We start from the raw sequence: 24,809 nt of genomic DNA, 5'->3' as shown, positions 1-24,809 counted from the left end.
CCACGGAGCCAGGCCTCCGTACGACCTGAGGGACCGCTGAGGAGCGCGCGATGAGTGCCGCAGACACGACCACCCCCGCCAAGCTGCCGCCACCGCGGCCCGCACCGCCGCCGCCCGCGCCACGGCGGCCCCGCGCCAAGGGGGCCTCCTCCGGTGCCGGCACCCCCTGGCTGCTGCTCGCCCCCTGCCTGCTGGTCCTCCTGCTGGTGATGGGCTATCCGCTGGTCCGCCTGGTCACCCTCTCCTTCCAGAAGTTCGGGCAGTCACAGCTGTGGGGCTTCCAGCCGGCCGAGTCGGTCGGGTTCGACAACTTCACCGAGGTGCTGGGCGACGGCGAGTTCTGGGCGGTCGTCGTGCGCACGATCGTCTTCGCGGCCGGCTGCGTCGTCTTCACGATGGTCGTCGGCATGCTGATCGCGCTGTTGCTCCAGCGGGTGTCCGGCTGGGTGAAGACGCTCGTCAACATCGCGCTGGTGGCCAGCTGGGGCATGCCGATCATCGTCGCCACCACGGTCTTCAAGTGGCTGTTCGACGCTGACTACGGCATCCTCAACGCGGTCCTGAGCAGGCTGCCCGGCGTCGACCTGATCGGCCACAACTGGTTCGCGAGCGGGCCGCAGGGCCTGGCCGTGATCATGCTGCTGGTGATCTGGGGAGCCGTCCCGTTCGTCGTGATCACCCTCAGCGCCGGTCTCACCCAGGTCCCCAAGGAACTGGAGGAGGCCGCCCGCCTCGACGGCGCCGGCGCCTGGGGCGTCTTCCGGTACGTCACCCTGCCCATCCTCAAGCCGATCATCGTGATGCTCACGACGCTGTCGGTCATCTGGGACATGGGCGTCTTCCCGCAGGTCTTCGTGATGCGCAACGGCCATCCCGAGGCCGAGTTCCAGCTGCTGACGACGTACTCCTACGACCGCGCCTTCGTCGTCAACGACTACGGCCAGGGCTCGGCGATCGCCCTGATCACCGTGCTCCTGCTGCTCGGTGTGGTCGCCGTGTACATGCGCCAGATGCTGAAGATCGGAGAGGTCGAATGAGCGCCATCGCCACGGCGAGGAGCGGCTCCGCCGAAGGCTCCGGCGGCCCGGGCCGCCGCAGGTCCAAGCTCGGCTGGAACCTCGTCGGCCTCCTGGTCTTCGCCGTCGCCGGCTTCCCCGTCTACTGGATGCTCAACACCGCGTTCAAGCCGGCGAAGGACGCCATCGACCCGGACCCGAGCCTGCTGCCCACCTCGCTGACCCTCTCCAACTTCGGCCGGGCGATGGACATCGCCGACTTCTGGGGTCCGGTCGCCCGCAGCCTCCTCGTCTCGCTCGCTGTCGTCGCGATCGGCGTCGTCGTCGGCATGCTGGCCGCCCTCGCCATCTCCCGGTTCGCCTTCCGCGGCCGCAAGATCGTGATCGTCGGCATCCTCGCGGTCCAGATGGTCCCGCTGGTCGCCATGATCATCCCGGTCTTCCTGCTCCTGAACGACCTGGGCCAGTACGACCGGCTGACCGGCCTGGTCATCACCTACCTGACCTTCGTCCTGCCCTTCACCGTGTGGACCCTGCGCGGCTTCATCGTCAACATCCCGAAGGAGCTGGAGGAGGCCGCGATGGTCGACGGCTGCTCCCGCACCGGCGCCTTCGTCCGCGTCGTCTTCCCGCTGCTCGCCCCCGGCATGGTCGCCACCTCGGTCTACGGCTTCATCCAGGCGTGGAACGAGTACCTCTACGCCCTGATGCTGCTCAGCCAGAAGAACCAGACCGCCACCGTCTGGCTGAGCAACTTCTCCACCAAGCACGGCACCGAGTACGCCCCGATGATGGCCGGCGCCACCATGATGGCCGTGCCGATCGTCGTGCTGTTCCTCCTCGTCCAGCGCAAGATGGCCGCGGGTCTCACCGCGGGCGCCGTGAAGGGATGACGCCCCCGATGACGACATTCGCCAGAGGCACCGACACCCTGACGCGCGACGCCCTGACAGTCCTCCAGCCCGGCTTCGCCGGCACCAGTGCCCCCGACTGGCTGCTGCGCCGGCTCGGCGAGGGCCTGGCCGCGGTCGGCCTGTTCGGCCGCAACATCGCCTCTCCCGAACAACTCGCCGCGCTGACCTCACAGCTGCGCGCCGAACGCGACGACGTGCTCGTCGCGATCGACGAGGAGGGCGGCGACGTCACCCGTCTCGAGGTACGGACCGGCTCCAGCTTCCCCGGCAACCACGCCCTGGGCGCGGTGGACGACGTGGACCTGACCAGGCAGGTCGCCTTCGAGCTGGGCCGCCGCCTCGCGGCCTGCGGGGTCGACCTCAACTGGGCCCCCTCGGCCGACGTGAACTCCAACCCGGACAACCCGGTGATCGGCGTGCGGTCCTTCGGTGCCGACCCCGGCCTGGTCGCCCGGCACACCGCGGCCTACGTCACCGGCCTGCAGGCGGCCGGCGTCGCCGCCTGCACCAAGCACTTCCCCGGCCACGGGGACACGGCCGTCGACTCCCACCTCGCCCTGCCCCGCATCGACGTGGACCCGGCCGTGCTGGCCGAGCGCGAACTGGCCCCGTTCCGCGCGGCCATCGCGGCCGGCAGCCGGGCCGTGATGAGCGCGCACATCCTGGTCCCGGCCCTGGACCCGGACCACCCGGCGACCCTGTCCCGCCGCATCCTGACGGACCTGCTGCGCGGCGAACTCGGCTACGACGGCCTGATCGTCACCGACGGCATGGAGATGCGGGCGATCGCCGGCACCTACGGCATCGAGCGCGGCAGCGTCCTGGCCGTCGCGGCCGGCGCCGACGCCATCTGCGTGGGCGGCGGCCTCGCCGACGACGAGACGGTACGACGCCTGCGCGACGCCCTCGTCGCCGCGGTCCGCACGGGCGACCTCCCGGAGGAACGCCTCGCCGAAGCGGCCCAGCGCGTCCGTGCCCTGGCCCGCTGGACGGCCTCCGCCGCGGCCGCCCCGTCCGCCGGCCGGACCGGCGCGCACACCGACATCGGCCTCGTCGCCGCCCGCCGCGCCCTGCGCCGCACCGCGGCCGGCCCCTACACCCCGCTCACCGACGCCCCGTACGTGGCCGCCCTCACCCCGGTCGCCAACATCGCCGTCGGCGACGAGACGCCCTGGGGCGTGGCCGCGGAGCTCGACCGGCTCCTGCCCGGCACCGAGACGGGCGGCTTCGCCGGCGAGGACGCGGGACACGCGGCACTGATCGCGGCAGGAGAGCGGCGGATCGTGGCCGTGGTCCGCGACGAGCACCGTCACCCCTGGATGACGGCGGCCCTGGACACCATCCTCGGCGCCCGCCCCGACACGATCGTCGTCGAGATGGGCGTCCCCCGGTCCCCGGCCCGCGGCGCCCTCCACCTCGCCACCCACGGCGCGGCCCGGGTCTGCGGGCGGGCGGCGGCGGAGGTCATCGCGGGCAGGTGACGCCTCCTGCGACAGCACGGGCGCCGGATCCCCTCGAAGGGATCCGGCGCCCGTGCCGTACTGCCGGGCGGTGCGGGGCACGCCCCTCAGATGCCCTGCCACCGCGGCTTGTCGGCGTAGGTGTGGCGGAAGTAGTCCGCGAGCTTCAGCTTGGACGCGGCGCCCTCGTCGACGACGACGGTCGCGTGCGGGTGCAGTTGGAGCGCCGAGGCGGGGCAGACGGCCGCCACCGGCCCCTCGACGGTCGCGGCGACGGCGTCCGCCTTGCCCTCACCCGTGGCGAGCAGCACCAGGTGCCGTGCCTCCAGGATGGTCCCGATGCCCTGCGTGATGACGTGGTGCGGGACCTGTTCGACGTCCCCGTCGAAGAACCGCGCGTTGTCGATCCGGGTCTGCTGGGTGAGCGTCTTGATCCGCGTCCGGGAGGCCAGCGAGGAACAGGGCTCGTTGAACCCGATGTGCCCGTCCGTCCCGATCCCGAGCAGCTGGAGGTCGACCCCGCCGGCCGCGGCCAGCGCCCGGTCGTAGGCCTCGCACGCGGCCTGTACGTCCCCGGCGGTGCCGTCCGGCCCCAGGAAGGCGTCCATGCCGATGCCGAGCGGCTCCAGCACCTCCCGGCGCAGCACCGAGCGGTAGGACTCGGGGTGCTCGGCGGGCAGGCCGACGTATTCGTCGAGCTGGGCGATGCGCGCGCGCGAGGTGTCGACGGCGCCGGACCGCGCCCGGGCCGTCAACGCCTGGTAGACGGGCAGCGGGGTGGAACCGGTGGCCACTCCGAGCAGGGCGTCGGGCTTGCGCCGCAGCAGCTGTGCGATGGCCTCGGCGACGAGTTCGCCGCCCGACCTGGCGTCCGCAACGATGACAACTTCCACGCTGGCCTGCCGTTCTGGAGAGGGGCTCGACGGGGCCCGGAAGGGCCTATGTGGTTTAGACCAATCTAACAGAACCGGGTATCTCCGCCCAGGTGGCGGCGGAGTTCCGGGTGGTGGGAGAGGGGGCCGGGAGGGAGTGGGGACGGCGGGGGAGGGGTGGTGGAGGCGACCGGGAGGGTGGTGGGGGGCGGCCGTGTCCCGGGTGGTCCGGAAACCGCCCTGTCATCCGGCTCCGCAGAGGGGCCCGCACAGGCTAGGCTGCGTCATGGATGCTAGGGCGTCCGAACATCTGCCCTGGCCGACGAACGCACAGGCTCCCGCACATGGACAGCCGAAGTGGTCTAGTCCACAATGGTGGAGTAGCACAGCAGACTTCCGCCTTCCCCGCACAGGAAGGCGGACCGAGGACCCGGAGCTCTCTGCCCTGACTGCCCCGGATCCTCACCCTCGGCCGACGGGACCGCACACCCCGCGGCCGGTATTGCTCCGGGCTGCGGTGCCGGGAGGGCTGAGGGTCCCTCTCAGGCGCCGCGGCCCGCGGGTGTCTCCGGGCGCGTGCCGCAGGCGTTTTTAGGCCCCGCACATACCCCCAGGTACGCTCGCAGACGTGCCCTCCATGAACGAACTCGTACGCCAGCACACCGCACTCGGCGACTCCGACCTCGAGTGGCTGCACCTGCTGGTCTCGGAGTGGCAGCTGCTCTCCGACCTCTCCTTCGCCGACCTGGTCCTGTGGGTCCCCACGCGCGACGGCACCCGCTACGTCTCCGTCGCCCAGATGCGCCCCAACACCGGACCCACCTCCTACCAGGACGACATGGTCGGCCACCTCGTCCCGCGCGGCCGCCGCCCCCTGCTGGACGCCGCCCTCGACGAGGGCCGGATCGTGCGCGAGGGCGACCCGGAGTGGCGCGAGGAGGTCCCCGTCCGGGTCGAGTCCATCCCCGTGCGGCGCGAGGGCCGGGTGCTCGGCGTGATCGCCCGCAACACCAACCTGCTCACCGTGCGCACCCCGAGCCGCCTGGAGCTGACCTACCTCCAGAGCGCCTCCGACCTGGCGCAGATGATCGCGGCCGGCTCCTTCCCCTTCCCCGACCAGCAGATGGACATGGACGCGGCCCCGCGCGTCGGCGACGGCCTGATCCGCCTCGACGCCGACGGGGTCGTCCAGTACGCCTCCCCGAACGCGCTCTCCGCCTATCACCGGATGGGCCTCGCCTCCGACCTGGTCGGCCACAACCTCGGCCTGACCACCGCCGAACTCGCCCCCACCCGGGGCCCGGTGGACGAGGCGCTCGCCAAGGTCGCCAGCGGCTGGGCGCCGCGCGAGTTCGAGGTCGAGGCGCACGACGGCGTCATCCAGTTCCGGGCCATCCCGCTCAAGCCCAAGGGCACCCGCATCGGTTCGCTCGTCCTGTGCCGGGACGTCACCGAACTGCGTCGCCGCGAGCGCGAGTTGATCACCAAGGACGCGACCATCCGGGAGATCCACCACCGGGTGAAGAACAACCTCCAGACCGTGGCCGCCCTGCTCCGACTCCAGGCCCGCCGGATCGAGTCCGAGCGGGGCAGGGAGGCGCTGGAGGAGGCGGTCCGGCGCGTCGGATCGATCGCCATCGTCCATGAGACGCTGTCCCAGAACCTGGACGAGCGCGTGGAGTTCGACGAGATCGCCGACCGCGTCCTGGCGATGGTCGCGGAGATCTCGCCGGGCAAGGTGGCCGGCCGGCGCACCGGACGCTTCGGCATCCTCGACGCGGAGGTCGCCACCCCGCTGTCCATGGTGCTCACCGAGATCCTGCAGAACGCGCTGGAACACGGCTTCCGCGAGGGCGACACCGGCACGGTCGAGGTCTCGGCGGTCCGCGGCGGCACCACGAAGGAGGGCCGCCTGCTGGTCACGGTCCAGGACGACGGCGTCGGCCTGCCCGAAGAATTCGACCCGCACACCTCGGGCAACCTCGGCCTCCAGATCGTACGGACGCTGGTGGAGGGGGAGTTGGGGGGATCCTTCGACATGGTTCCGGCGCCGGAGCGCGGTACACAGGTGATCCTGGACATTCCGGTGCGGGCGCAGAAGTGACTCCCGGACGGGCGCAGCAAGAAGCCCCGGACCGTTCGGGGGTCCGGGGCTCGAATGCTCGTTGCCAGCGGGTGCTGCGCATCGGGGGTACTGCGCGCTGCGGCTCGGGGGCGGGAGATGCGTACACGCCGTACGCGCCGCCAAGCTCAGGCTTGCGGGGCGGGTGTCGTCAGGCGGAGGCCTGACGGGCCCGGTTGCGGGCGGCGCGGCGCTTCATCGCGCGGCGCTCGTCCTCGCTGAGGCCACCCCAGACGCCGGAGTCCTGGCCGGACTCGAGCGCCCACTGCAGACACTGATCCATAACGGGGCAGCGACGGCAGACGGCCTTGGCTTCCTCGATCTGCAGCAGCGCAGGACCGGTGTTGCCGATGGGGAAGAAGAGCTCGGGGTCTTCCTCGCGGCAAACGGCGTTGTGACGCCAGTCCATGGCTGCTACCTCTCCTTGGTATTACATGCACGTTGCTTGTGAATGTGAACGCTTTCACGAATCCCTCAACAAGTGAAGGGCCATCAGCCAGGTTCCCTGGCGCGGTCCTGTGGATTGAAGAGGGGTTCCGGTGATCAGTGGAGGCCGGTCCTGCGGGCCGTCCCGATCGCCACGTAGAGACTCGCAAACCTCAGCGGCGGATACAACCCCTTCCGGAAAGTTTTTTTTGATTCCTCGGTGTCGACTAGGTCACAGCCGTACTTCCATGGGGTGGACCCTGGTCTAAACGTTCGAGTGAAAGGACTTCAGCCCTTTCTGCTCACACAATCACACGCAGTGCACGGCGTACGCCTGTGAACGTCACGCTGGTACGCAGCCCCAGGTGGTCACCGTCCATCTGAAGGGGGAGCGGGACCTTCGAATGCAAGGTGAACTGGTCCAGATCGTGCAAGGACACGGCATGCTTGCCATGGGGTCCCCGCTCGGGGGACGAAGTGAGCAACTGGGTCCCATACCGGACAACCGAAGCCGTCGACAGACGGCTGAGACCGAGTACGTCGAGCCCGGTATCGAACGAGGCCTTAGGTGAGGCGTACACCGGACGATTGCCCAGATAGGTCCACGGAGCCGTGTTGCACACGATGGACAGCACCAAATCGGTCACCGGGTCCGCGCCCGGCCGCTCCAGCGTGATCGAACCGTGCCGGCGCTGCGGCTCACCGAGGAGCTGGCGCACGGCCTGGCGGACGTAGAGCGCGTGGGTGGATCTCCGGCCGCGCTCACGCTGCTGTTCGACCCGGCCGACGACCCCGGCGTCGAAACCGAGACCGGCGTTGAAGGTGAACCAGCGCGCCGGCACCGCCTCGTCCTCCGTGCCCGGCGTACCGGAGGTGAGCCCCAGTCCGACCGTGCGCTCCCTGCCCTCGCGCAGGGCGTCCAGCAGGGCGCCGGTCGCCTCGACCGGATCGTTGGGCAGGCCGAGGGCGCGGGCGAAGACATTGGTGGAGCCGCCGGGGACCACGGCTATGCCGGGCAGGTTCTCGGGGTCGGGGCCGGCGTGCAGCAGTCCGTTGACCACCTCGTTGATGGTGCCGTCGCCGCCGAGGGCGACGACCATGTCTATGTCGTCGCTCTGCGCGGCCTGCCGCCCCAGGTCCCGCGCGTGCCCGCGGTACTCGGTGGTGACCGCCTCCAGCTTCATCTCGCTGGCGAGCGCGTGGATGAGGACGTCACGCGTCCGTGCACTGGTAGTGGTTGCCGCCGGATTGACCACGAGAAGTGCACGCATGGAGGGCAGCGTACCTACTGGGTGGTACCGAGGCACAAGGCCGAACGGGGATCGGCCCGCACCCATGGCGTGAGCCGTGACACGACGGGATGTGCGGGGCCGGAGGGGCACAGGGACGGGCCGGGGAGCGGCGGCTACCCTTCTGGGGTGAGCAGCGAGCAGAACCCCGCCACCCCGAAGACCCCGAAGACCACGGAGAACGCCGGGAACGCGGAAGGTGCGGAACCCGCGGGCCCCCGCCCGCGCCGTCTGACGTACGCCGCCGCGCTCGTCGCCCTGGAAGGGCTGGCGCTGGTCGTCGGCGGGCTCTGGATCCTCGTCCTCGGCCTCACCGGCGACCCCGACGACCGGCAGCAGGCCGTCACCGGCGGGGTGACGCTGGTGGTCCTCGCCCTGCTGCCCCTGCTCGCCGCACGTGGGCTGCTGGGCTGCCGGAGCTGGAGCCGCGGGCCGGCCGTCATCACCCAGATCATGGCGCTGCCCGTCGCCTACAACCTGCTCCAGGCCGACAGCATGGCGATCCCGGCGGGCATCGCGCTGGCCGCCGCCGCAGTCGCCGCGCTGGTCCTGATCGTCAACGGCGAGACGACCCGGGCCCTCGGCATCCGGGGGCCCGGCGACGCCGGCGGCGGAGAGAAGAAGTAGCGGCTGCCACCGGATCCCGCCGCGGCAGGGTCACTCCTCGACGAGCAGTTTCTCCCGCAGCTGGGCCAGCGTGCGCGCCAGCAGGCGGGAGACGTGCATCTGGGAGATGCCGACCTCCTGCGCGATCTGCGACTGCGTCATGTTGCCGAAGAAACGCAGCAGCAGGATCCGCTTCTCGCGCGGCGGCAGATCCTCCAGGAGCGGCTTGAGCGACTCGCGGTACTCGACGCCCTCCAGCGCCTCGTCCTCGGCGCCGAGGGTGTCGGCGACCGCCGGGGACTCGTCGTCGGTGTCGGGGACGTCGAGCGACAGGGTGGAGTAGGCGTTGGCCGACTCCAGGCCCTCCAGGACCTCCTCCTCCGAGATCGCCAGCCTCTCGGCCAGCTCGTGCACGGTCGGCGAGCGGCCGTGCAGCTGGGACAGCTCGGCCGTGGCCGTCGTCAGCGACAGCCGAAGCTCCTGGAGCCGGCGCGGCACCCGCACCGCCCAGCCCTTGTCACGGAAGTGCCGCTTGATCTCACCGACGACCGTCGGTGTCGCGTACGTCGAGAACTCCACGCCGCGGTCCGGGTCGAAGCGGTCGACCGACTTGATCAGGCCGATGGTGGCGACCTGGGTGAGGTCGTCCAGCGGCTCCCCGCGGTTGCGGAAGCGGCGCGCGAGGTGCTCGACGAGCGGCAGGTGCATGCGGACCAGCTGGTTGCGCAGCTCCGCGTACTCCGGGCTGCCCTCCTTCAGCCCGCGCAGCTCGACGAACTTCGCGCGTGCCCCGCTGCGGTCCTGGGGCTCGCGTGCCTGGGGCACCGGCTGCTGGGGCGCGAGCCGGTGCGGCGCGGGCTGCTGAGGCTCGTGCCGCGTGCCCGGCACGCCGCCGTGTTCGTGGTCTCGCTCGTGCTCGCTCATCGTCCCGCCCGTCGCCCTCTGTCGAGCCTCTTCCTCGGCCCGGCCTGGGGTGCCCCCGATCCGTCTCTCCCGAGACGGTTCCTGCTCGGCACTTTCCGGGAAGCCGGTTCCCGCGGAGGCCGGGTCGTCCTCCGGATGCGGCCGGGCCTGCTCGGGAATGCCGTCGATGCCGTCCGCCATGCGTCGGGAACCGCCCGCCGAGACCGCCGTCCCGGCGCTCTCGGCCGGCAGCTCCCATGTGCTGCGCTCTTCGTCCCGCACCGGCCCGTCCCCGTTCGTCACGCCGGCCCGGGTCCCGCGCCGCGCTGTTTGTAGAGGCTGATCGAAACGGTTCTGTCCTCGTCCACGGCAGAGGAGACCTTGCCCGCGAGGGCGGACAGCACGGTCCACGCGAACGTGTCGCGCGCGGGGGCGTGCCCGTCGGTGGTCGGCGCCGAGACGGTGACCTCCAGCGAGTCGTCGATCAGGCGGAAGACGCAACTGAGCACCGAACCGGGCACGGCCTGCTGGAGCAGGATCGCGCAGGCCTCGTCCACCGCGATGCGCAGGTCCTCGATCTCGTCCAGGGTGAAGTCCAAACGGGCCGCGAGGCCGGCCGTGGCCGTCCGCAGCACCGACAGGTAGGCACCCGCAGCCGGCAGCCGGACTTCCACGAAGTCCTGGGTCGCGGGCTCGCCTGCGATCTGGGACACCCTCACCTCCAAGGTGGTACAAGCTTTCCGGGGGCCGAGGGTCGCCCCCCGGGATAACGCGTGGGTGGTGCAGCGGTGACGCTACCGCGCCCTCGTCCGTCCTGTCCCCGGGACCCCGACCCCCCGTCGTCACTCACAGTAAAGCTGTGAATACGCTCCGTGTCTAGGGGTCTGCCGGCCCAAAAGGGAAGAGGGCGCGCCGGGTTGACGTACCCAGGCGTCAGATGCCCGAACCGTACCCGGTGGACGGGCGGACCGTCCCCGGCACGGCTCAGACGAGGACGTGGTCGACGAAGCACCAGCGCCAGTCCTCACCGGGTTCGAAGGTCCGCATGATCGGATGACCCGAGTCCTTGTGGTGTTCTGTGGCGTGCCGACCCGGCGAGGAGTCGCAGCAGCCCACGTGGCCGCACGTCATGCAGAGCCGTAGTTGCACCGGGTCGGTGCCGTCCCGCAGGCACTCAGGACACGTCTCGCCGAGCGGGACGGGTCCGGGGTGCGGCAGCGCTTCGGCGTGCGTGCACTGTTTCATGATTGCCAGATTACGACGGTCGTACGGACGACCGCGCGGAAAAACGAGGGTGGGCGGGACATGGACGTGATGCCACTGCTGTTGCTGGTGGCGGGCAGCGCGGCGGTCGCCGCGGCGGCCCGGCGCACCCCGGTGCCGGCGCCGCTGCTGCTCGTCGCCGTCGGCCTGGCCGTGTCGTACGTCCCAGGGGTGCCGGACTACACCCTCGACCCCGACATCGTGCTGCCGCTCCTGCTGCCCCCGCTGCTGTACACCTCCGCCACCGACAGCTCCTACCTCGACCTCCGTGCCCAGTTGCGGCCCGTGGCCCTGCTGTCGGTCGGGTACGTCCTCTTCGCGACGCTCGCCGTCGGCTGGGCCGCCCATCTGATGGTCCCCGGACTGCCGCTGACCGCGGCGCTGGTGCTGGGCGCGGTGGTGGCACCGCCGGACGCGGTCGCGGCGACGGCGGTGGCGCGCAGGGTGGGCCTGCCGTCGAAGGTGACCACGATCCTCCAGGGCGAGTCCCTGCTGAACGACGCGACCGCGATCACCGCCTACAAAGTGGCCCTCGCGGTCGTCGTCGGCGAGGGCGCGTCCTGGGCCGGCGGCATCGAGGAGTTCCTGGTCGCGGCGGTCGGCGGCACCGCCGTCGGCCTGATCCTGATGGCCCCGCTGCACTGGCTGCGCACCCACCTGAAGGAACCGCTCCTCCAGAACACCCTCTCCCTGCTCATCCCGTTCGTCGCGTACGCGGCCGCCGAGCAGTTCCACGCCTCCGGCGTCATCGCCGTCGTCGTCGTCGCCCTCTACCTCGGCCACCGCGCGTGGGAGGTCGACTTCGCCACCCGGCTCCAGGAGGAGGCGGTGTGGAAGATGGTCGCCTTCGTGCTGGAGTCGGCGGTCTTCGCACTCATCGGCCTGCAGCTCCAGATCGTCCTCAGGGGGCTCGGCGACTACGAGGGTCTGGACGCCGTCCTGTACGCGCTCGCCCTCTTCCTCGTGGTCGTCGCGGTCCGCTTCCTGTGGGTGTACCCGGCGACCTTCCTGCCCCGGCTGCTGTCGGCCCGCGTCCGCGCGCGCGAGGAGAACCCGACCTGGCGGGGGCCGATCGTCATCGGCTGGGCCGGCATGCGCGGCGTGGTCTCGCTGGCCATCGCCTTCTCCATCCCCGTCACCGTGGACCACGGCGAGGCGCCCTTCCCGCACCGCAACCTGATCCTCTTCCTGACCTTCACCACGGTCATCGGCACCCTGGTCGTGCAGGGGCTGACCCTGCCCCCGCTGATCCGCCTGCTGAAGTTCCCCGCCCCCGATCCGCAGGCCGCGACCCTCGCCGAGGCCAACGCGCAGGCCCAGGCCTCCCGGGTCGCCGAGCAGCGGCTGGAGGAACTGCTGTCCGACGAACGCAACGCCCTGCCCCCGCCCCTCGCCGACCGCCTGCGCACCGTCCTCGAACGCCGCCGCAACGCCGTCTGGGAACGCCTCGGCCAGGTCAACCCGGTCACCGGAGAGACCGTCGACGACACCTACCGCCGGCTGTCCCGCGAGGTGATCAGCGCCGAGCGGGAGGTCTTCGTGCGGTTGCGCGACGGCCGCCACATCGACGACGAGATGCTGCGGACGCTGCTGCGCAGGCTGGACCTGGAGGAGGCCGCCGCCTACCGGGAGGCGGGTTGAGGCCTTCCGCCCGGTCCGGAGCGTGGGGCGGGCGGGCCGGTCAGGACGTGAACGGCGCGCCCGTCACGACCGCCGCGAGCCGTGTCCCGCGCGGGAAGGCGCCCTCCTCGGCGAGGGCGACGAGTCCGTACAGCGACTTGGCGACATAGAGGCGCTCGACCGGCAGGCCGTGCCGCTCCTCGAAGTCCCGCGCGAAGTCCTCGAGTGCGGGTGTGGTGCGGGCGTACCCGCCGAAGTGGAAGCGCTCGTCCAGGCGCCAGTCGCCCACCGGGCCGCCGAACGCCTCCTGCTGCAGGGCCCGTATCGCGCCGTCGAGGAAGCCGCCCTTGAGGACCGGTATGCCGAGGGCCCGCCGGCCGGGACCCAGGCCGGCGGCGAGGCCCGCGAGGGTGCCGCCGGTGCCGCAGGCGAGGGCCACGACATCGGCATGGGCGCGCAGCTCCTCGCCGAGGGCCCGGCAGCCGCGGACGGCCGGCGCGTTGCTGCCGCCCTCGGGCACCACGTACGCGTCCTCGGCGCCCGCCGCGCGCAGGACCGCCGCCAGTGTGACGGGGTCGGTCTTGCGGCGGTAGGTCGCCCGGTCGACGAAGTGCAGCCGCATTCCGTCGGCCGCGCAGCGGGCCAGCGAGGGGTTCAGCGGGTGGCCGGCCAGCTCGTCGCCGCGCACCACCCCGACCGTGGGCAGGCCCAGCAGCCGGCCGGCGGCGGCCGTCGCCCGCAGGTGGTTGGAGTACGCGCCCCCGAACGTGACGACCGGCCGACCGGCCGCCGCCGCCAGGTTCGGCACGAGCTTGCGCCACTTGTTGCCGATCAGCTCCGGGTGGATCAGGTCGTCCCGCTTGAGGAGCAGCCGTACACCGTGCCGGGCGAACCGGTCGTCGGCCACCTCCTCCAGCGGTGAGGGCAGCCGGGGGCGCAGGGCGGCGGAGTCGAACGGAAGGGACCTGGTCACCCCGTCATTGTCGAACACCGCTCGCGCGGAAATCCGGCCTGCCCACACCGTCGATGATCCATTCCCGCTCTTTCGGGTAATGGCACGAACACTTTGCGTGATGGAAGGCTTGTCCGCGAGAACAGTGCGTCGGCGCAGTACGGCTCCGGCGCATCACCGGGAGGGCAATTCTCTATGTCGGTAGGCGAAGAAGTCCGCGCTGAGCAGGGCAAGCCGCAGCAGAGCCTTGGCACCGCGGCCGCGCGGAACCTGGCCACCACCACCAAGTCCGTACCGCAGATGCAGGAGATCAGCTCTCGCTGGCTGCTGCGGAATCTGCCCTGGGTCGACGTGCAGGGTGGCACGTACCGGGTGAACCGGCGCCTGACGTACGCCGTCGGTGACGGTCGCGTCACCTTCGTCAAGACCGGAGACCGTGTCGAGGTCATCCCCGCGGAGCTGGGCGAGCTGCCCGCGCTGCGGTCCTACGAGGACGAGGACGTGCTCTCGGAGCTGGCCTCCCGCTGCCGGCAGCGGGAGTACGCGCCGGGCGAGGTCATCGTCTCCTTCGGCAGCCGGACCGACAAGGTCCACCTCCTCGCGCACGGCAGGGTCGAGAAGGTCGGCACCGGCCCCTACGGCGACGACCAGGTCCTCGGAGTCCTCGCCGACGGTGCGTACTTCGGCGACCAGGCACTGCTCGACCCGGACGCCATCTGGGAGTACACCGCCCGCGCGGACACCGCCTGCACCGTGTTGATCCTGTCCCGCCAGGACTTCGAGCAGGTCGCCGAGCGCGCCGGATCACTGGCCGGGCACCTGCAGAGCCTGCGCTCGATCCCCGCGCAGTCGACCAACCGCTACGGTGAGAAGGCCGTCGACCTGGCCGCGGGGCACGCCGGCGAGCCGGACATCCCGCACACCTTCGTGGACTACGAGGCCCGGCCGCGCGAGTACGAACTGAGCATCGCCCAGACCGTCCTGCGCATCCACTCGCGCGTGGCCGACCTGTACAACCAGCCGATGAACCAGACCGAGCAGCAGCTGCGGCTGACGGTCGAGGCGTTGAAGGAGCGTCAGGAGCACGAGCTGGTCAACAACCGTGAGTTCGGTCTGCTCCACAACTGCGAGTACGACCAGCGGATCCAGCCGCACGACGGCGTGCCGGGCCCGGACGACCTCGACGAGCTGCTCAGCCGCCGGCGCGGCACCAAGATGCTTCTCGCCCACCCGCGCGCGATCGCCGCGATCGGCCGCGAACTCAACAAGCGGGGACTCGTCCCCGAGACGATCGACGTCGCCGGCAACCGGATCCCCACCTGGCGGGGGGTGCCGATCTACCCGTGCAACAAGATCCCGGTGACCGAGGCCCGCACCAGTTCGATCATCGCGATGCGTCTCGGCGAGCAGGACCAGGGCGTCATCGGCCTGCGCCAGTCCGGCATCCCGGACGAGATCGAGCCGAGCCTGTCCGTGCGGTTCATGGGCATCAACGAACAAGCCATCATCAAGTACCTGGTCACGGCCTACTACTCGGCGGCGGTGCTGGTTCCGGACGCGCTGGGCGTGCTGGAGAACGTCGAGATCGGCCGCTGGCGGTGACCTCACCGGTGCGGACGCCGTGTCCCCGCCCACTCGGGCGGGTACACCCAGGGAGTCCGCGCTCGGCCGCGCATCCGCCGCCGTGCGCGGACTTGGCGAGGGGGGCTCGATGACCGAGTACGTGACGCGGACCAGGCCGCACCCCGGCGCGGCACGGGAGAGGGGAAGGGGCGTCCCGGGCCGGACCGACAGCGGCCCCGGAGCGCTCGACGGACACGAGGCGGCCGCGATCCTGGAGGAGACCCGGGGGTGGGTCGACCCCGCGCTCCGGGCGGCGATCGACTCGCTGCCCGGCTCGATGCGGCGGATCTCGCTCTACCACTTCGGCTGGGAACACGCCGACGGCACACCGGCCGCGGGCAACGCGGGCAAGGCGATCCGGCCCGCGCTGGTGCTCGCCGCGGCCGGCGCGCTCGGTGGCCCGGCGGCCAGGACGGCGGCTCTCCCGGCCGCCGCCGCCGTCGAACTGGTCCACAACTTCACGCTGCTGCACGACGACGTGATGGACCGAGACACCACCCGCCGGCACCGTCCCACCGCCTGGACGGTGTTCGGTGACGCCGACGCCGTCCTCGCGGGGGACGCGCTCCAGGCGCTCGCTCTCGGGATGCTCGCCGCGCACCCGCATCCGGCGTCCTCGGCCGCCGCCGCCCGGCTCGCGGACTGCGTGATCGAGCTGTGCGCCGGCCAGCACTCGGACACCGCCCTGGAGAAGCGGGGCCCGGCCGAGGTCACCCTCGACGAGGTGCTCGCCATGGCCGAGGCCAAGACCGGGGCCCTGCTCGGCTGCGCCTGCGCCCTCGGCGCGCTGTACGCGGGAGCGGCCGAGGAGGATGTCGAGGCGCTGGACGGGTTCGGCCGTCAGGCCGGGCTCGCCTTCCAGCTCATCGACGACGTGATCGGCATATGGGGGGACCCGCGGCACACCGGCAAGCCGGCCGGCACCGACCTGGTCGCCCGCAAGAAGTCCCTGCCGGTGATCGCCGCGCTCGGCTCCGGCACCCCGGCCGCCGCGGAGCTGGCGGAGCTGTACGCGTCCCCCCGCGAGCAGGGCGACGACGTGGAGCGCATGACCCTGGCCGTCGAGCGGGCCGGCGGCCGGGAATGGGCCCAGGAACAGGCGGCGGACCGCATGGCCCGGGCGATGTCCGAGCTGGCCCGCGCCGTCCCGGACCCGGAAGCGGCGGGCGGCCTGCTGTCCCTGGCGGAATTCGTGACGCGCCGCAGCATGTGAGCAGGCCGGGCCCACCGCCGGGACGGCCCTCGCTTCTCGCGGCCCCCGGGGCTCCGGGACCGTACGGCTCCTGACTCCGTACGGTCCCGAGAGGCCCGGCCCGGCGGGTCCCGCGCATCCCCACGGCGCGCGGGACCCGCCTCTTCGCGTGCGGGCCGCCGCTCAGGACCCCCGGACATGCGGAATCCCTTCTCCCACTTGTCGCGGTCACCGGTCCGGTCCGGAAAAACACTTGTCATCACTACAAGTGAAGTACTACAAATGGAGTTGTTCAGTTCGGACCACGGAAAGAGACCGGCTTGCGCAAGCTCACCTACTACGTCGCCTGCTCCATCGACGGCTTCATCGGAGACCCGCAGGGCGACGCGTCGTCGATGTACGCCTTCCTGGACGAGGAGTTCCTCGGCTACCTCACCTCCACGTACCCGGACACCATCGCCGCCCAGGGCCGTGAGCAGATGGGCCTCGAAGGCGTCGAGAACCCGAACTTCGACAGCGTGATCCAGGGCCGGGCCAGCTACCAGCTCGCCCTCGACGCGGGCATCACCAGCCCTTACGGCCACCTGCGCGAGTTCGTCGCCTCCCGCACCCTCGGCCCCTCACCCGACCCGAACGTCGAGATCATCGACGCGGACCTGGTCGCCCGGGTGCGCCGGCTCAAGGCCGAGGACGGTGAGCTGGGCATCTGGCTCTGCGGCGGCTCACGCATCGCGGGCGCACTGCTCGACGAGATCGACGAACTCGTCATCAAGACCTACCCGCAGGTCTACGGCTCCGGCATGCCGATGTTCGGCGCCGACTTCTCCGTGACCGACTTCAGCCTGGAGTCCGTGCGCACCTTCACCAACGGAGTCCTCGTCCGCAGGTACGCGCGGAAGCGATGACCGGCCTACCCTGAGGAGATGGACAGGGAAAAGCACGTCTGTCCCGACTGCGGGCAGACCGTGGACACGGTGATCCAGCGCCACAAGACGCTGGGCGCATGGGTACCGCGCTGGGTGGCGGGCCCGTGCCACAACCCCGACTGCGACTCGTTCCTCGAACCCGGCGCCGCACGGCACGGCCACTCCGAGCCCGTCGAACAGCACGGCCGCCCCGAGTCCGCGGAGCACGCCGACCAGCCCGGCACCCCCGCCGCGCCCGCCTCCTGACGTCCGTCCGGCAGGGCGTTCCCCGGTGGCCGACCGGGGAGGGGCGGGGGACACCGGCGGCCGTGGGAGTCCGTGGCGCCTACCCGCGCGGCAGCCCGCCCGTCTCCGCGTCGCGGCCGGTCAGGCAGTACAGGCCGCCCGCCGGGTCGCGCAGCACCGTCCAGTGGGGGTGGCCGGCGACGAACCGCGCGCCCAGTCGCTCGTGCCGGGCCCGCACCGTCTCGATGTCCTGGCCGCACGCGAGGTCGAGGTGGGCGGAGACGGGCCGCTCCTCACCGAGGCGCTGGAGCAGGATCCGCACGGGCATCCCGGGTGGCGGCGCCAGCACGTGGAACTCCGGCAGTGAGCCCGGCCGGGACGTCCAGTCGGGCAGGAGGCTGCTCCAGAAGGCGACTTCGGCGTCGTACGCGGACGGCGGGAGGTCGATGCTGACCTGGTCCAGGCGGCCGGCGGCCACCACGGGCGGGCGTACGGACTCGCCGTGCCAGGGGACCGCGCAGAACAACTGGCCTGCGGGGGAGCGCAGTACGGCCCAGCCGTCGTGGGCGGCGACCGTGCGCGCGCCCGCGTCCAGCGCCGCCGCGACGAAGGCCGCCACGTCCTCGACGCAGAAGTCGAGGTGCGCCCCGCCCGCCCCGTCACCGACCGCCTGCGCCTTCACACAGGCGTCGGCCCCCTCCCGCAGGAGGGTGACGAACTCGCCCTTGTCCCCGCGGGGCTCGGACAGGACCGTGCCGGTGACGGCGGTCCAGAACGCGCAGGCCCGCTCGAAGCGCTCGGCGGGCCGGTCGAGGAAGGCGTACGTCCAGCGGACGCGGGTGCGGGAGCTCATGCGGCGATCGTAGGCCGGTGCCCGCGCGGGACCGCCCCGGTTTCCGGGCGCCCGCGAGGACGCGCGACCATCCGCCCGGGAACGCCGCAGGGGCCCGGTCGTGTGCCGACCGGGCCCCTCCGGGAAGTCCCTCGTCCCGCGGTGGTGCACCGACCGCCGGTGTCGGGAACGGCCGGGTGTCAGGCCTTCTTCGTCTCCCAGAAGATCCTGTCGATCTCGGCGATGAGTTCCAGCGCCTTCTCGCCCGTCTTCGGGTCGGTCGACGCCTTCGCGGCCGACAGGGCCTTGAGGGTGTCGTTGACCAGCTGGTGCAGCTGGGGGTACTTCTCGAAGTGCGGGGGCTTGAAGTAGTCGCTCCACAGCACGGAGACGTGGTGCTTCGCGAGCTCGGCGCGCTGCTCCTTGATGACGGTGGCGCGCGCCTGGAAGTGCGGGTCGTCGTTGGCGGCCATCTTCTCCTGCACGGCCTTCACCGACTCCGCCTCGATGCGGGCCTGGGCCGGGTCGTACACACCGCAGGGCAGGTCGCAGTGCGCGCTGACCGTGACCTTGGGGGCAAACAGGCGGGAAAGCATGGAGCGTTCCTTCCTCGTGATCGTCTTCTCAGGTGGGACATTACTCCCTGGGGGAGCGGTTTTCGCGAGTGCCCCCATGGGCTTAGGACAAAAGTCCGGGGTCAGACTGAGACTGTGGAGGAACGGACCAGGGGAGGTGCCGGCGATGTCGGAGCCGTCGCAGGACGCCGAGCGCGGGAGGGCCGCCGCGCCGTTCGGGCTGGCCGAGGTGACCGGCCCGTCCATGGTTCCCACGCTGCACCACGGCGACCAGCTGGTGGTGCGGTACGGGGCCCGCGTGCGGCCGGGGGACGTGATCGTGCTGCGGCACCCCTTCCAGCAGGACCTGCTCGTCGTCAAGCGGGCCGTGGAGCGCCGTGACGGCGGCTGGTGGGTGCTCGGGGACAACGTGTTCGCCGGCGGTGACAGCACCGACTACGGCACCGTGCCCGACGAGCTGATCCTCGGGAAGGTGCGGTTCCGCTACCGGCCCCGGAAGGCGGATCAGCGTTCGCCGCTGGCGGCGCTGCGCTGGGCGCTGTCCGCGGCCAGGCCCGTGCTCGCCGACCGGTCGGCCTCCAGGCGCTTGCGGGCGCGGTAGGCGGCCACGTTGGCGCGGGTCGCGCAGCGGTCGGAACAGTAGCGCCGGGAGCGGTTCGTGGAGGTGTCCAGGTAGGCGTTGCGGCACGGGCCCGCCTCGCACACGCCCAGCCGGTCGACGCCGTGCTCCGTCAGGTGGAAGGCCAGGCCCATCGCGGCGATGGCCGCGAAGCCGGCGGTCGCGTTCGACGGGTGGTCGGCGAGGTGCATGTGCCACAGCGGGCGGTCGTCGTCGTCGCGGTGGTCGTGCCCGGAGATCTGCGGGCTGACCGGGAACTCCAGCAGGAGGGAGTTCAACAGGTCGACGGCGAGGGTCTCGTCACCGCGGTCGGCCGCCTCGAAGACCGCGCGCAGCCGGGCCCGGACCGAGCGGAACCGGGTGACGTCCGCGTCGGTGGCGCGGCGGGCCGCCGACACGTTGCCGCCGAACAGGCCGCGGACGGCCTCGACCGAGGTCAGCGAGTCCTTGCCCCGGGCCGGTTCCTCGCTGTTGACGAGGCGGACGGCGTAGTCCGAGTAATAGGCCAGTTCCACGTGAAGTCCTTACGGATGGGCTCTGTGGTCGTCGGTGCGGCCGGGTAACGGCTGACTGCGCTCCCAGGGTATTACGCGGACGACGTGGGAGCGGGCTCCCGGCTCCACGGCGGCTCGCTCTCGGACACCCCCGCTGCCGGCGCCGACATGCCGCGAGGGGCGGTACGGGGGCAGATCCCCGTACCGCCCCTCGGCGGTGCGTCGCGTCCGGTCAGAGGACCTTGGACAGGAACGCCTGGGTCCGCTCGTGCTGCGGGTTGGTCAGGACCTCGCGCGGGTCGCCGGACTCGACCACCACACCGCCGTCCATGAAGACCAGGCTGTCGCCGACCTCGCGGGCGAAGCCCATCTCGTGCGTGACGACGACCATCGTCATGCCGGACTCCGCCAGGTCGCGCATGACGTCCAGGACGTCACCGACCAGCTCCGGGTCCAGCGCCGAGGTCGGCTCGTCGAACAGCATCAGCTTCGGGTCCATGGCCAGGGCGCGGGCGATCGCCACGCGCTGCTGCTGCCCGCCGGAGAGCTGCGAGGGGTAGTTGCCGGCCTTGTCGCCGAGGCCGACCCGCTCCAGCAGCTGCATGGCGCGCTCCCTGGCCTGGCCCCTGTTCTGGCGCTTGACCTGGACGGGGGCCTCCATGACGTTCTCGACCGCGGTCATGTGCGGGAAGAGGTTGAACCGCTGGAACACCATGCCGATGTCCCGGCGCTTCAGCGCGACCTCGCTGTCCTTGAGCTCGTACAGCTTGTCGCCCTTCTGGCGGTAGCCGACCAGCTCGCCGTCGACGTACAGGCGTCCGGCGTTGACCTTCTCCAGGTGGTTGATGCACCGCAGGAAGGTCGACTTGCCGGAGCCGGACGGGCCGATCAGGCAGAACACCTCACCGGAGTCCACCTGGAGATCGATGCCCTTGAGGACCTCGACGGGGCCGAAGGACTTGTGGACGCCCTCGGCCTTCACCATGGGGTGGGAAGGCTGCGTCATGCCGGGACTCCCTTCGAGCGGCGCGCCGGCAGGACGGCGGCCTTGACGCGCTGGAGCGGCGTCGGCGGCAGGCTGCGGCTCGAACCACGGGCGTAGTACCGCTCGACGTAGTACTGCCCGACGCTCAGGATCGAGGTCATGATCAGGTACCAGGCGGCGGCGAGGAAGTACATCTCCACCGTGGAGCCGGCGTTCTGGCCGATGTCCTGGGCCTCCTTGAAGAGGTCGGCGAACTGCACCGCCGAGACGAGCGAGGTCGTCTTCAGCATGTTGATGACCTCGTTGCCCGTCGGCGGCACGATCACCCGCATCGCCTGCGGGATGACGATCCGGCGGAGCGTCTTGGTGTGGCTCATGCCGAGCGCCTGCGACGCCTCGGTCTGTCCCTCGTCGACCGAGAGCAGGCCGGCGCGGCAGATCTCGGCCATGTAGGCGGCCTCGTTGAGGCCCAGGCCGAGGAGCGCCGTCAGCAGCGGCGTCATGAACGACGACCAGTAGTCCTTGTAGATCGGACCCAGGTTGATGTACTCGAAGACCAGGCCCAGGTTGAACCAGACGAACAGCTGGACCAGGACCGGGGTGCCGCGGAAGAACCAGATGTAGAACCAGGCGACCGACGAGGTCACGGGGTTCTTCGACAGGCGCATCACGGCGAGCAGGATGCCGCCGACGATGCCGATCACCATGGACAGCACGGTGAGCAGCAGGGTGTTCCAGACGCCGTGCAGGATGCGGTCGTCGAAGAAGTAGTCGGGGATCGCGCCCCAGTTGATGTTGCCCTGCGCGAAGGCGTAGACGACCGAGCCGAGCAGGGCCAGCGCGACGACCGCCGAAACGTATCGCCCCGGGTGCCGGACCGGGACGGCCTTGATGGCCTCCGGTCCGGCGGGGGGCGTCGCGTCGGGACCGTCCGTCTTGTTGACGTCAACAGTCACGGGTGGAGCCTTTCAGAGCCGAGTCGAACGGTGTCGGTTCAGGAACCGCCGTTGATCTTGGACTCGGTGACCGCGCCGTCCGCGACACCCCACTTCTCGACGATCTTCTTGTACTCGCCGTTGTCGATGATCGCCTGGACGGCCGCCTGGAGCGCGTCACGCAGCTCGGTGTTGCCCTTGGCGACGGCGATGCCGTACGGGCCGGCCTCGACCTGGTCGCCGACGATCTCGAAGTACTTGCCGCCCCCGGCGTTCTTCACGGAGTAGGCGGCGATGGGGAAGTCCGCGGAGACGACGTCGGCGCCCTTGGCGCGCATCCGGGTCTCGGCCTCGGGGTTGGTGGCGAAGTCCTCGATCTTGAGGGCCGCCTTGCCGTCCTTCGTGCACTTCTCCGCCTGGTCCTTGGCGAGGTCGTGGGAGAAGGTGTTGCGCTGCACGGCCATCGTCTTCCCGCACAGGTCGTCCCAGGTCTTGATGCCCTGGTCGTCGCCCTTGTTGGTGTAGAGGGAGACGCCCGCGGTGAAGTAGTCGACGAAGTCGACGCCCGCGCCGACCTTCTTGCCGGTGTCGGAGTCGACGCCTTCCTGGCGGTCCTTGGTGTCGGTCATGGCCGACATGGCGATGTCGTAGCGCTTGGACGCCAGACCACCGATGAGGGTGTCGAACGTCGCGTTCTGGAACTCGAACTTCACGCCGAGCTGCTCGCCCATGGCGGCCGCGATGTCGGGGTCGATACCGGCGACCTTGCCGGAGCTGTCCTTGAACTCGACCGGCGCGTACGCGATGTCGGAACCGACCTTGATGACGCCCTTGTCACGGATGGCCTGGGGCAGCTTGTCGGCCAGCGGGGCCGTGGCGGCCGAGGCGGTGTCGCTGCTCCCGGAGTCGTTGTCCTTGGTCTGGTCACCGCACGCGGTGAGCAGCAGGGCGCCCGTGACCGCGAGGGTTCCGACCGCGGCGAGCCGGGTGCGCGCGGCGGTGGTACGACGGATGGAGCGTGCGGTCATGGTGAGTGCCTCCGGCGGATGGATGGAGATGCCGATGGGTCGACGAGAACACACACCTTCGGGTGTCGCGACCTCGTGTGATGACGGCATCTTGCCATTCGGACTACGCCAATCAGGGGGCCAGCCATGTCAAAATCGGATAACGGGCGACACCCGAATCCGATCAGTCCGGTACATCGCGACCAGGGCAGGCCGAACCATCTGCGGGTATCCCCGCTCCCGGCCGGAATATCTTCGGTCCATCTCGCCATGTGGACGAACACGCTCCGCCATGGGCCCGCGAAGTCACTTCTTGTCAAGGGTTTGGCCGAGACTTGTTCGCGCTTCACGCATGAGTCATGTCACTGGGATATGACGGTGCAGGTGGAGAGGTGGAGTCCTGCCCGCGGCGGCATGTGACCTTGCACCGAATGGACTCGTCGTCGGTGGCGTCCGTCCGGTAAGAAGGTTCTTCACACCCCTCATCCGGGGCCCAGGGCGCGTGTGCGGCGCGCCCGACGCGCAGTGCCCGTACGTATCACCGCTGGGTCCTGCGCGATGCCCGCCCACTTCTCAACCAGGAGTGGCCACCCTCATCCATGAAGACCTAAGGGGTAAGACACAGTGGCAGCGGAGATCGTCAATCCTCGCAGCGAGAGCGAAACGGACCATAGGGGCCAGGAGGGCGGTGCGGAGCCTCTCGACTCGTTCGACCCCGTGTTCGCGCTGCACCGGGGCGGAAAGATGGCCGTGCAGGCCACCGTTCCGATCCGTGACAAGGACGACCTGTCCCTCGCCTACACGCCCGGCGTCGCGCGGGTGTGCACCGCGATCGCGGAACAGCCGGACCTGGTGAACGACTACACGTGGAAGTCGTCCGTCGTCGCCGTCGTGACCGACGGCACGGCCGTGCTCGGCCTCGGGGACATCGGGCCGGAGGCCTCCCTTCCGGTGATGGAGGGCAAGGCCATCCTCTTCAAGCAGTTCGGCGGGGTCGACGCGGTGCCGATCGCGCTCGCCTGCACGGACGTGGACGAGATCGTCGAGACCGTGGTGCGCCTCGCGCCCTCGTTCGGCGGAGTGAACCTGGAGGACATCTCGGCACCGCGGTGCTTCGAGATCGAGCGCCGGCTCCAGGAGCGGCTCGACATCCCGGTCTTCCACGACGACCAGCACGGTACGGCGGTCGTGACGCTGGCGGCGCTGCGTAACGCGGCCCGGCTGAGCGGACGCTCCATCGCCGACCTGCGGGTCGTCATCTCGGGCGCCGGCGCGGCCGGTGTCGCCATCGCCCGGATGCTGGTCGAGGCCGGCATCGGGGACGTCGCGGTCACCGACCGCAAGGGTGTCGTCTCGGCGGACCGCGAGGACCTGACCGACGTCAAGCGCGAGCTGGCCGGGTTCACCAACAAGGCCGGCATCACCGGCTCCCTCGGGGACGCGCTGTCCGGCGCGGACGTCTTCATCGGCGTCTCCGGGGGTACGGTCCCGGAGGACGCGGTCGCCTCGATGGCGAAGGGCGCCTTCGTGTTCGCGATGGCCAACCCCAACCCGGAGATCCACCCCGAGATCGCCCACAAGTACGCGGCGGTCGTCGCGACCGGGCGGTCGGACTTCCCGAACCAGATCAACAACGTGCTGGCGTTCCCGGGGATCTTCGCCGGTGCGCTCCAGGTGCGGGCGTCCCGGATCACCGAGGGCATGAAGATCGCGGCGGCCGAGGCGCTGGCGGGTGTCGTCGGCGACGACCTCGCGGCGGACTACGTCATTCCCTCGCCGTTCGACGAGCGGGTCGCTCCGGCGGTCACCGCGGCGGTCGCCGCGGCTGCCCGTGCCGAAGGGGTCGCCCGCCGCTGACGTACGGCTGAGACGGTCCCGCCCGTTCCTCGGGCGGGACCGTTTTTTACCCGCCCGGGCGCCCGTTCGGGTGGGTCGAGGAGAGAGCCTCGCCTC

Annotated in this window: 25 protein-coding genes; 12 read left to right on the top strand and 13 right to left on the bottom strand. The window is 71.0% G+C overall.

The window, feature by feature from the left end; translation table 11 throughout:
* Positions 1–50 precede the first annotated feature (50 nt).
* Genes ACGFQC_RS05855 through ACGFQC_RS05845 form a run of 3 tightly spaced genes read left to right on the top strand, consistent with a single transcriptional unit; the run spans position 51 to position 3,411 of the window.
* The gene (locus ACGFQC_RS05855) at positions 51–1,037 is read left to right on the top strand and encodes a sugar ABC transporter permease (RefSeq protein WP_363091023.1); all 987 of its coding nucleotides are present in this window, start codon (positions 51–53) and stop codon (positions 1,035–1,037) included.
* Positions 1,034–1,909, top strand: a complete 876-nt coding sequence (locus ACGFQC_RS05850) for a carbohydrate ABC transporter permease (RefSeq protein WP_363091022.1) — start codon at positions 1,034–1,036, stop codon at positions 1,907–1,909. The genes ACGFQC_RS05855 and ACGFQC_RS05850 overlap by 4 nt, the downstream gene beginning before the upstream one ends.
* Before the next feature lie 8 nt (positions 1,910–1,917).
* On the top strand, positions 1,918–3,411 hold the full coding sequence (locus tag ACGFQC_RS05845; RefSeq protein ID WP_363091021.1) for a glycoside hydrolase family 3 protein: 1,494 nt from the start codon (positions 1,918–1,920) through the stop codon (positions 3,409–3,411).
* Between the two features lie 86 nt (positions 3,412–3,497).
* Here ACGFQC_RS05845 and nagB read toward each other — a convergent pair whose 3' ends face one another.
* Positions 3,498–4,283, bottom strand: coding sequence for a glucosamine-6-phosphate deaminase (gene nagB / locus ACGFQC_RS05840; protein WP_363091020.1), 786 nt, complete (start codon positions 4,281–4,283; stop codon positions 3,498–3,500).
* A 616-nt stretch (positions 4,284–4,899) separates the two neighbouring features.
* On the opposite strand from nagB, the gene ACGFQC_RS05835 reads away from it, so the two are divergent.
* Positions 4,900–6,366: a PAS domain-containing sensor histidine kinase gene (locus ACGFQC_RS05835; RefSeq protein ID WP_363091052.1), complete on the top strand. Its 1,467-nt coding sequence runs from the start codon at positions 4,900–4,902 to the stop codon at positions 6,364–6,366.
* Between the two features lie 169 nt (positions 6,367–6,535).
* On the opposite strand, the gene ACGFQC_RS05830 is transcribed toward ACGFQC_RS05835, so the two are convergent.
* A complete protein-coding gene (locus ACGFQC_RS05830; protein ID WP_006142322.1) occupies positions 6,536–6,793 on the bottom strand; it encodes a WhiB family transcriptional regulator in 258 nt (85 codons plus the stop codon).
* 319 nt (positions 6,794–7,112) lie between these two features.
* Positions 7,113–8,081: a diacylglycerol kinase family protein gene (locus ACGFQC_RS05825; RefSeq protein WP_363091019.1), complete on the bottom strand. Its 969-nt coding sequence runs from the start codon at positions 8,079–8,081 to the stop codon at positions 7,113–7,115.
* Positions 8,082–8,228: 147 nt separating this feature from the next.
* Here ACGFQC_RS05825 and ACGFQC_RS05820 point away from each other — a divergent pair, with 147 nt between their 5' ends.
* Entirely contained in the window at positions 8,229–8,726 is a 498-nt protein-coding gene (locus tag ACGFQC_RS05820; protein WP_363091018.1) for a hypothetical protein, read from the top strand.
* A 30-nt stretch (positions 8,727–8,756) separates the two neighbouring features.
* Here ACGFQC_RS05820 and ACGFQC_RS05815 read toward each other — a convergent pair whose 3' ends face one another.
* From ACGFQC_RS05815 to ACGFQC_RS05805, 3 genes are all read right to left on the bottom strand, one after another.
* The gene (locus ACGFQC_RS05815) at positions 8,757–9,890 is read right to left on the bottom strand and encodes a SigB/SigF/SigG family RNA polymerase sigma factor (protein ID WP_393287862.1); all 1,134 of its coding nucleotides are present in this window, start codon (positions 9,888–9,890) and stop codon (positions 8,757–8,759) included.
* A 17-nt stretch (positions 9,891–9,907) separates the two neighbouring features.
* Entirely contained in the window at positions 9,908–10,321 is a 414-nt protein-coding gene (locus tag ACGFQC_RS05810; RefSeq protein ID WP_363091016.1) for an anti-sigma regulatory factor, read from the bottom strand.
* A gap of 271 nt (positions 10,322–10,592) precedes the next feature.
* The gene (locus ACGFQC_RS05805; RefSeq protein ID WP_363091015.1) at positions 10,593–10,853 is read right to left on the bottom strand and encodes a UBP-type zinc finger domain-containing protein; all 261 of its coding nucleotides are present in this window, start codon (positions 10,851–10,853) and stop codon (positions 10,593–10,595) included.
* Between the two features lie 60 nt (positions 10,854–10,913).
* Here ACGFQC_RS05805 and ACGFQC_RS05800 point away from each other — a divergent pair, with 60 nt between their 5' ends.
* Entirely contained in the window at positions 10,914–12,512 is a 1,599-nt protein-coding gene (locus tag ACGFQC_RS05800; protein WP_363091014.1) for a Na+/H+ antiporter, read from the top strand.
* Positions 12,513–12,552: 40 nt separating this feature from the next.
* On the opposite strand, the gene ACGFQC_RS05795 is transcribed toward ACGFQC_RS05800, so the two are convergent.
* Positions 12,553–13,464, bottom strand: a complete 912-nt coding sequence (locus ACGFQC_RS05795) for a pyridoxal-phosphate dependent enzyme (protein ID WP_363091013.1) — start codon at positions 13,462–13,464, stop codon at positions 12,553–12,555.
* A gap of 174 nt (positions 13,465–13,638) precedes the next feature.
* Here ACGFQC_RS05795 and ACGFQC_RS05790 point away from each other — a divergent pair, with 174 nt between their 5' ends.
* The 4 genes from ACGFQC_RS05790 to ACGFQC_RS05775 all read left to right on the top strand — a co-directional run bounded on the left by ACGFQC_RS05790 (position 13,639) and on the right by ACGFQC_RS05775 (position 17,430).
* Positions 13,639–15,045 (top strand): family 2B encapsulin nanocompartment shell protein, encoded by a 1,407-nt coding sequence (locus tag ACGFQC_RS05790; RefSeq protein ID WP_363091012.1) that lies wholly within the window; start codon positions 13,639–13,641, stop codon positions 15,043–15,045.
* A 109-nt stretch (positions 15,046–15,154) separates the two neighbouring features.
* On the top strand, positions 15,155–16,279 hold the full coding sequence (locus tag ACGFQC_RS05785) for a family 2 encapsulin nanocompartment cargo protein polyprenyl transferase (RefSeq protein ID WP_363091011.1): 1,125 nt from the start codon (positions 15,155–15,157) through the stop codon (positions 16,277–16,279).
* A 299-nt stretch (positions 16,280–16,578) separates the two neighbouring features.
* The gene (locus tag ACGFQC_RS05780; protein WP_363091010.1) at positions 16,579–17,163 is read left to right on the top strand and encodes a dihydrofolate reductase; all 585 of its coding nucleotides are present in this window, start codon (positions 16,579–16,581) and stop codon (positions 17,161–17,163) included.
* A gap of 18 nt (positions 17,164–17,181) precedes the next feature.
* Positions 17,182–17,430, top strand: coding sequence for a hypothetical protein (locus ACGFQC_RS05775; protein WP_363091009.1), 249 nt, complete (start codon positions 17,182–17,184; stop codon positions 17,428–17,430).
* Between the two features lie 79 nt (positions 17,431–17,509).
* On the opposite strand, the gene ACGFQC_RS05770 is transcribed toward ACGFQC_RS05775, so the two are convergent.
* Entirely contained in the window at positions 17,510–18,262 is a 753-nt protein-coding gene (locus ACGFQC_RS05770) for a VOC family protein (protein WP_363091008.1), read from the bottom strand.
* A 179-nt stretch (positions 18,263–18,441) separates the two neighbouring features.
* Positions 18,442–18,837 carry a superoxide dismutase, Ni gene (sodN, locus tag ACGFQC_RS05765; RefSeq protein ID WP_356566376.1) on the bottom strand — a complete coding sequence of 132 codons (396 nt, stop codon included), beginning with the start codon at positions 18,835–18,837 and terminating at the stop codon, positions 18,442–18,444.
* Between the two features lie 145 nt (positions 18,838–18,982).
* Between sodN and sodX the strand changes: the two genes are divergently transcribed.
* On the top strand, positions 18,983–19,417 hold the full coding sequence (sodX, locus tag ACGFQC_RS05760; protein WP_363091007.1) for a nickel-type superoxide dismutase maturation protease: 435 nt from the start codon (positions 18,983–18,985) through the stop codon (positions 19,415–19,417).
* Here sodX and ACGFQC_RS05755 read toward each other — a convergent pair.
* From ACGFQC_RS05755 to ACGFQC_RS05740, 4 genes are all read right to left on the bottom strand, one after another.
* Positions 19,321–19,950 carry a CGNR zinc finger domain-containing protein gene (locus ACGFQC_RS05755; RefSeq protein WP_363091006.1) on the bottom strand — a complete coding sequence of 210 codons (630 nt, stop codon included), beginning with the start codon at positions 19,948–19,950 and terminating at the stop codon, positions 19,321–19,323. The two genes, sodX and ACGFQC_RS05755, sit on opposite strands and share 97 nt — an antisense overlap.
* 211 nt (positions 19,951–20,161) lie before the next feature.
* Positions 20,162–20,935: an amino acid ABC transporter ATP-binding protein gene (locus ACGFQC_RS05750; protein WP_363091005.1), complete on the bottom strand. Its 774-nt coding sequence runs from the start codon at positions 20,933–20,935 to the stop codon at positions 20,162–20,164.
* On the bottom strand, positions 20,932–21,870 hold the full coding sequence (locus tag ACGFQC_RS05745) for an amino acid ABC transporter permease (RefSeq protein WP_363091004.1): 939 nt from the start codon (positions 21,868–21,870) through the stop codon (positions 20,932–20,934). Before ACGFQC_RS05745 ends, ACGFQC_RS05750 begins: the two co-directional genes overlap by 4 nt.
* Positions 21,871–21,908: 38 nt before the next feature.
* The gene (locus tag ACGFQC_RS05740; protein WP_363091003.1) at positions 21,909–22,877 is read right to left on the bottom strand and encodes an ABC transporter substrate-binding protein; all 969 of its coding nucleotides are present in this window, start codon (positions 22,875–22,877) and stop codon (positions 21,909–21,911) included.
* A gap of 603 nt (positions 22,878–23,480) precedes the next feature.
* On the opposite strand from ACGFQC_RS05740, the gene ACGFQC_RS05735 reads away from it, so the two are divergent.
* Positions 23,481–24,713 carry an NADP-dependent malic enzyme gene (locus ACGFQC_RS05735; RefSeq protein ID WP_363091002.1) on the top strand — a complete coding sequence of 411 codons (1,233 nt, stop codon included), beginning with the start codon at positions 23,481–23,483 and terminating at the stop codon, positions 24,711–24,713.
* Positions 24,714–24,809: the final 96 nt, after the last annotated feature.

The sequence above is a fragment of the Streptomyces sp. NPDC048734 genome, assembly GCF_043198675.1.
Classification (GTDB): domain Bacteria; phylum Actinomycetota; class Actinomycetes; order Streptomycetales; family Streptomycetaceae; genus Streptomyces.
The sequence above is the reverse complement of the archived record's forward strand: the minus strand, read 5'-3'. Positions and strand labels throughout refer to the sequence as shown.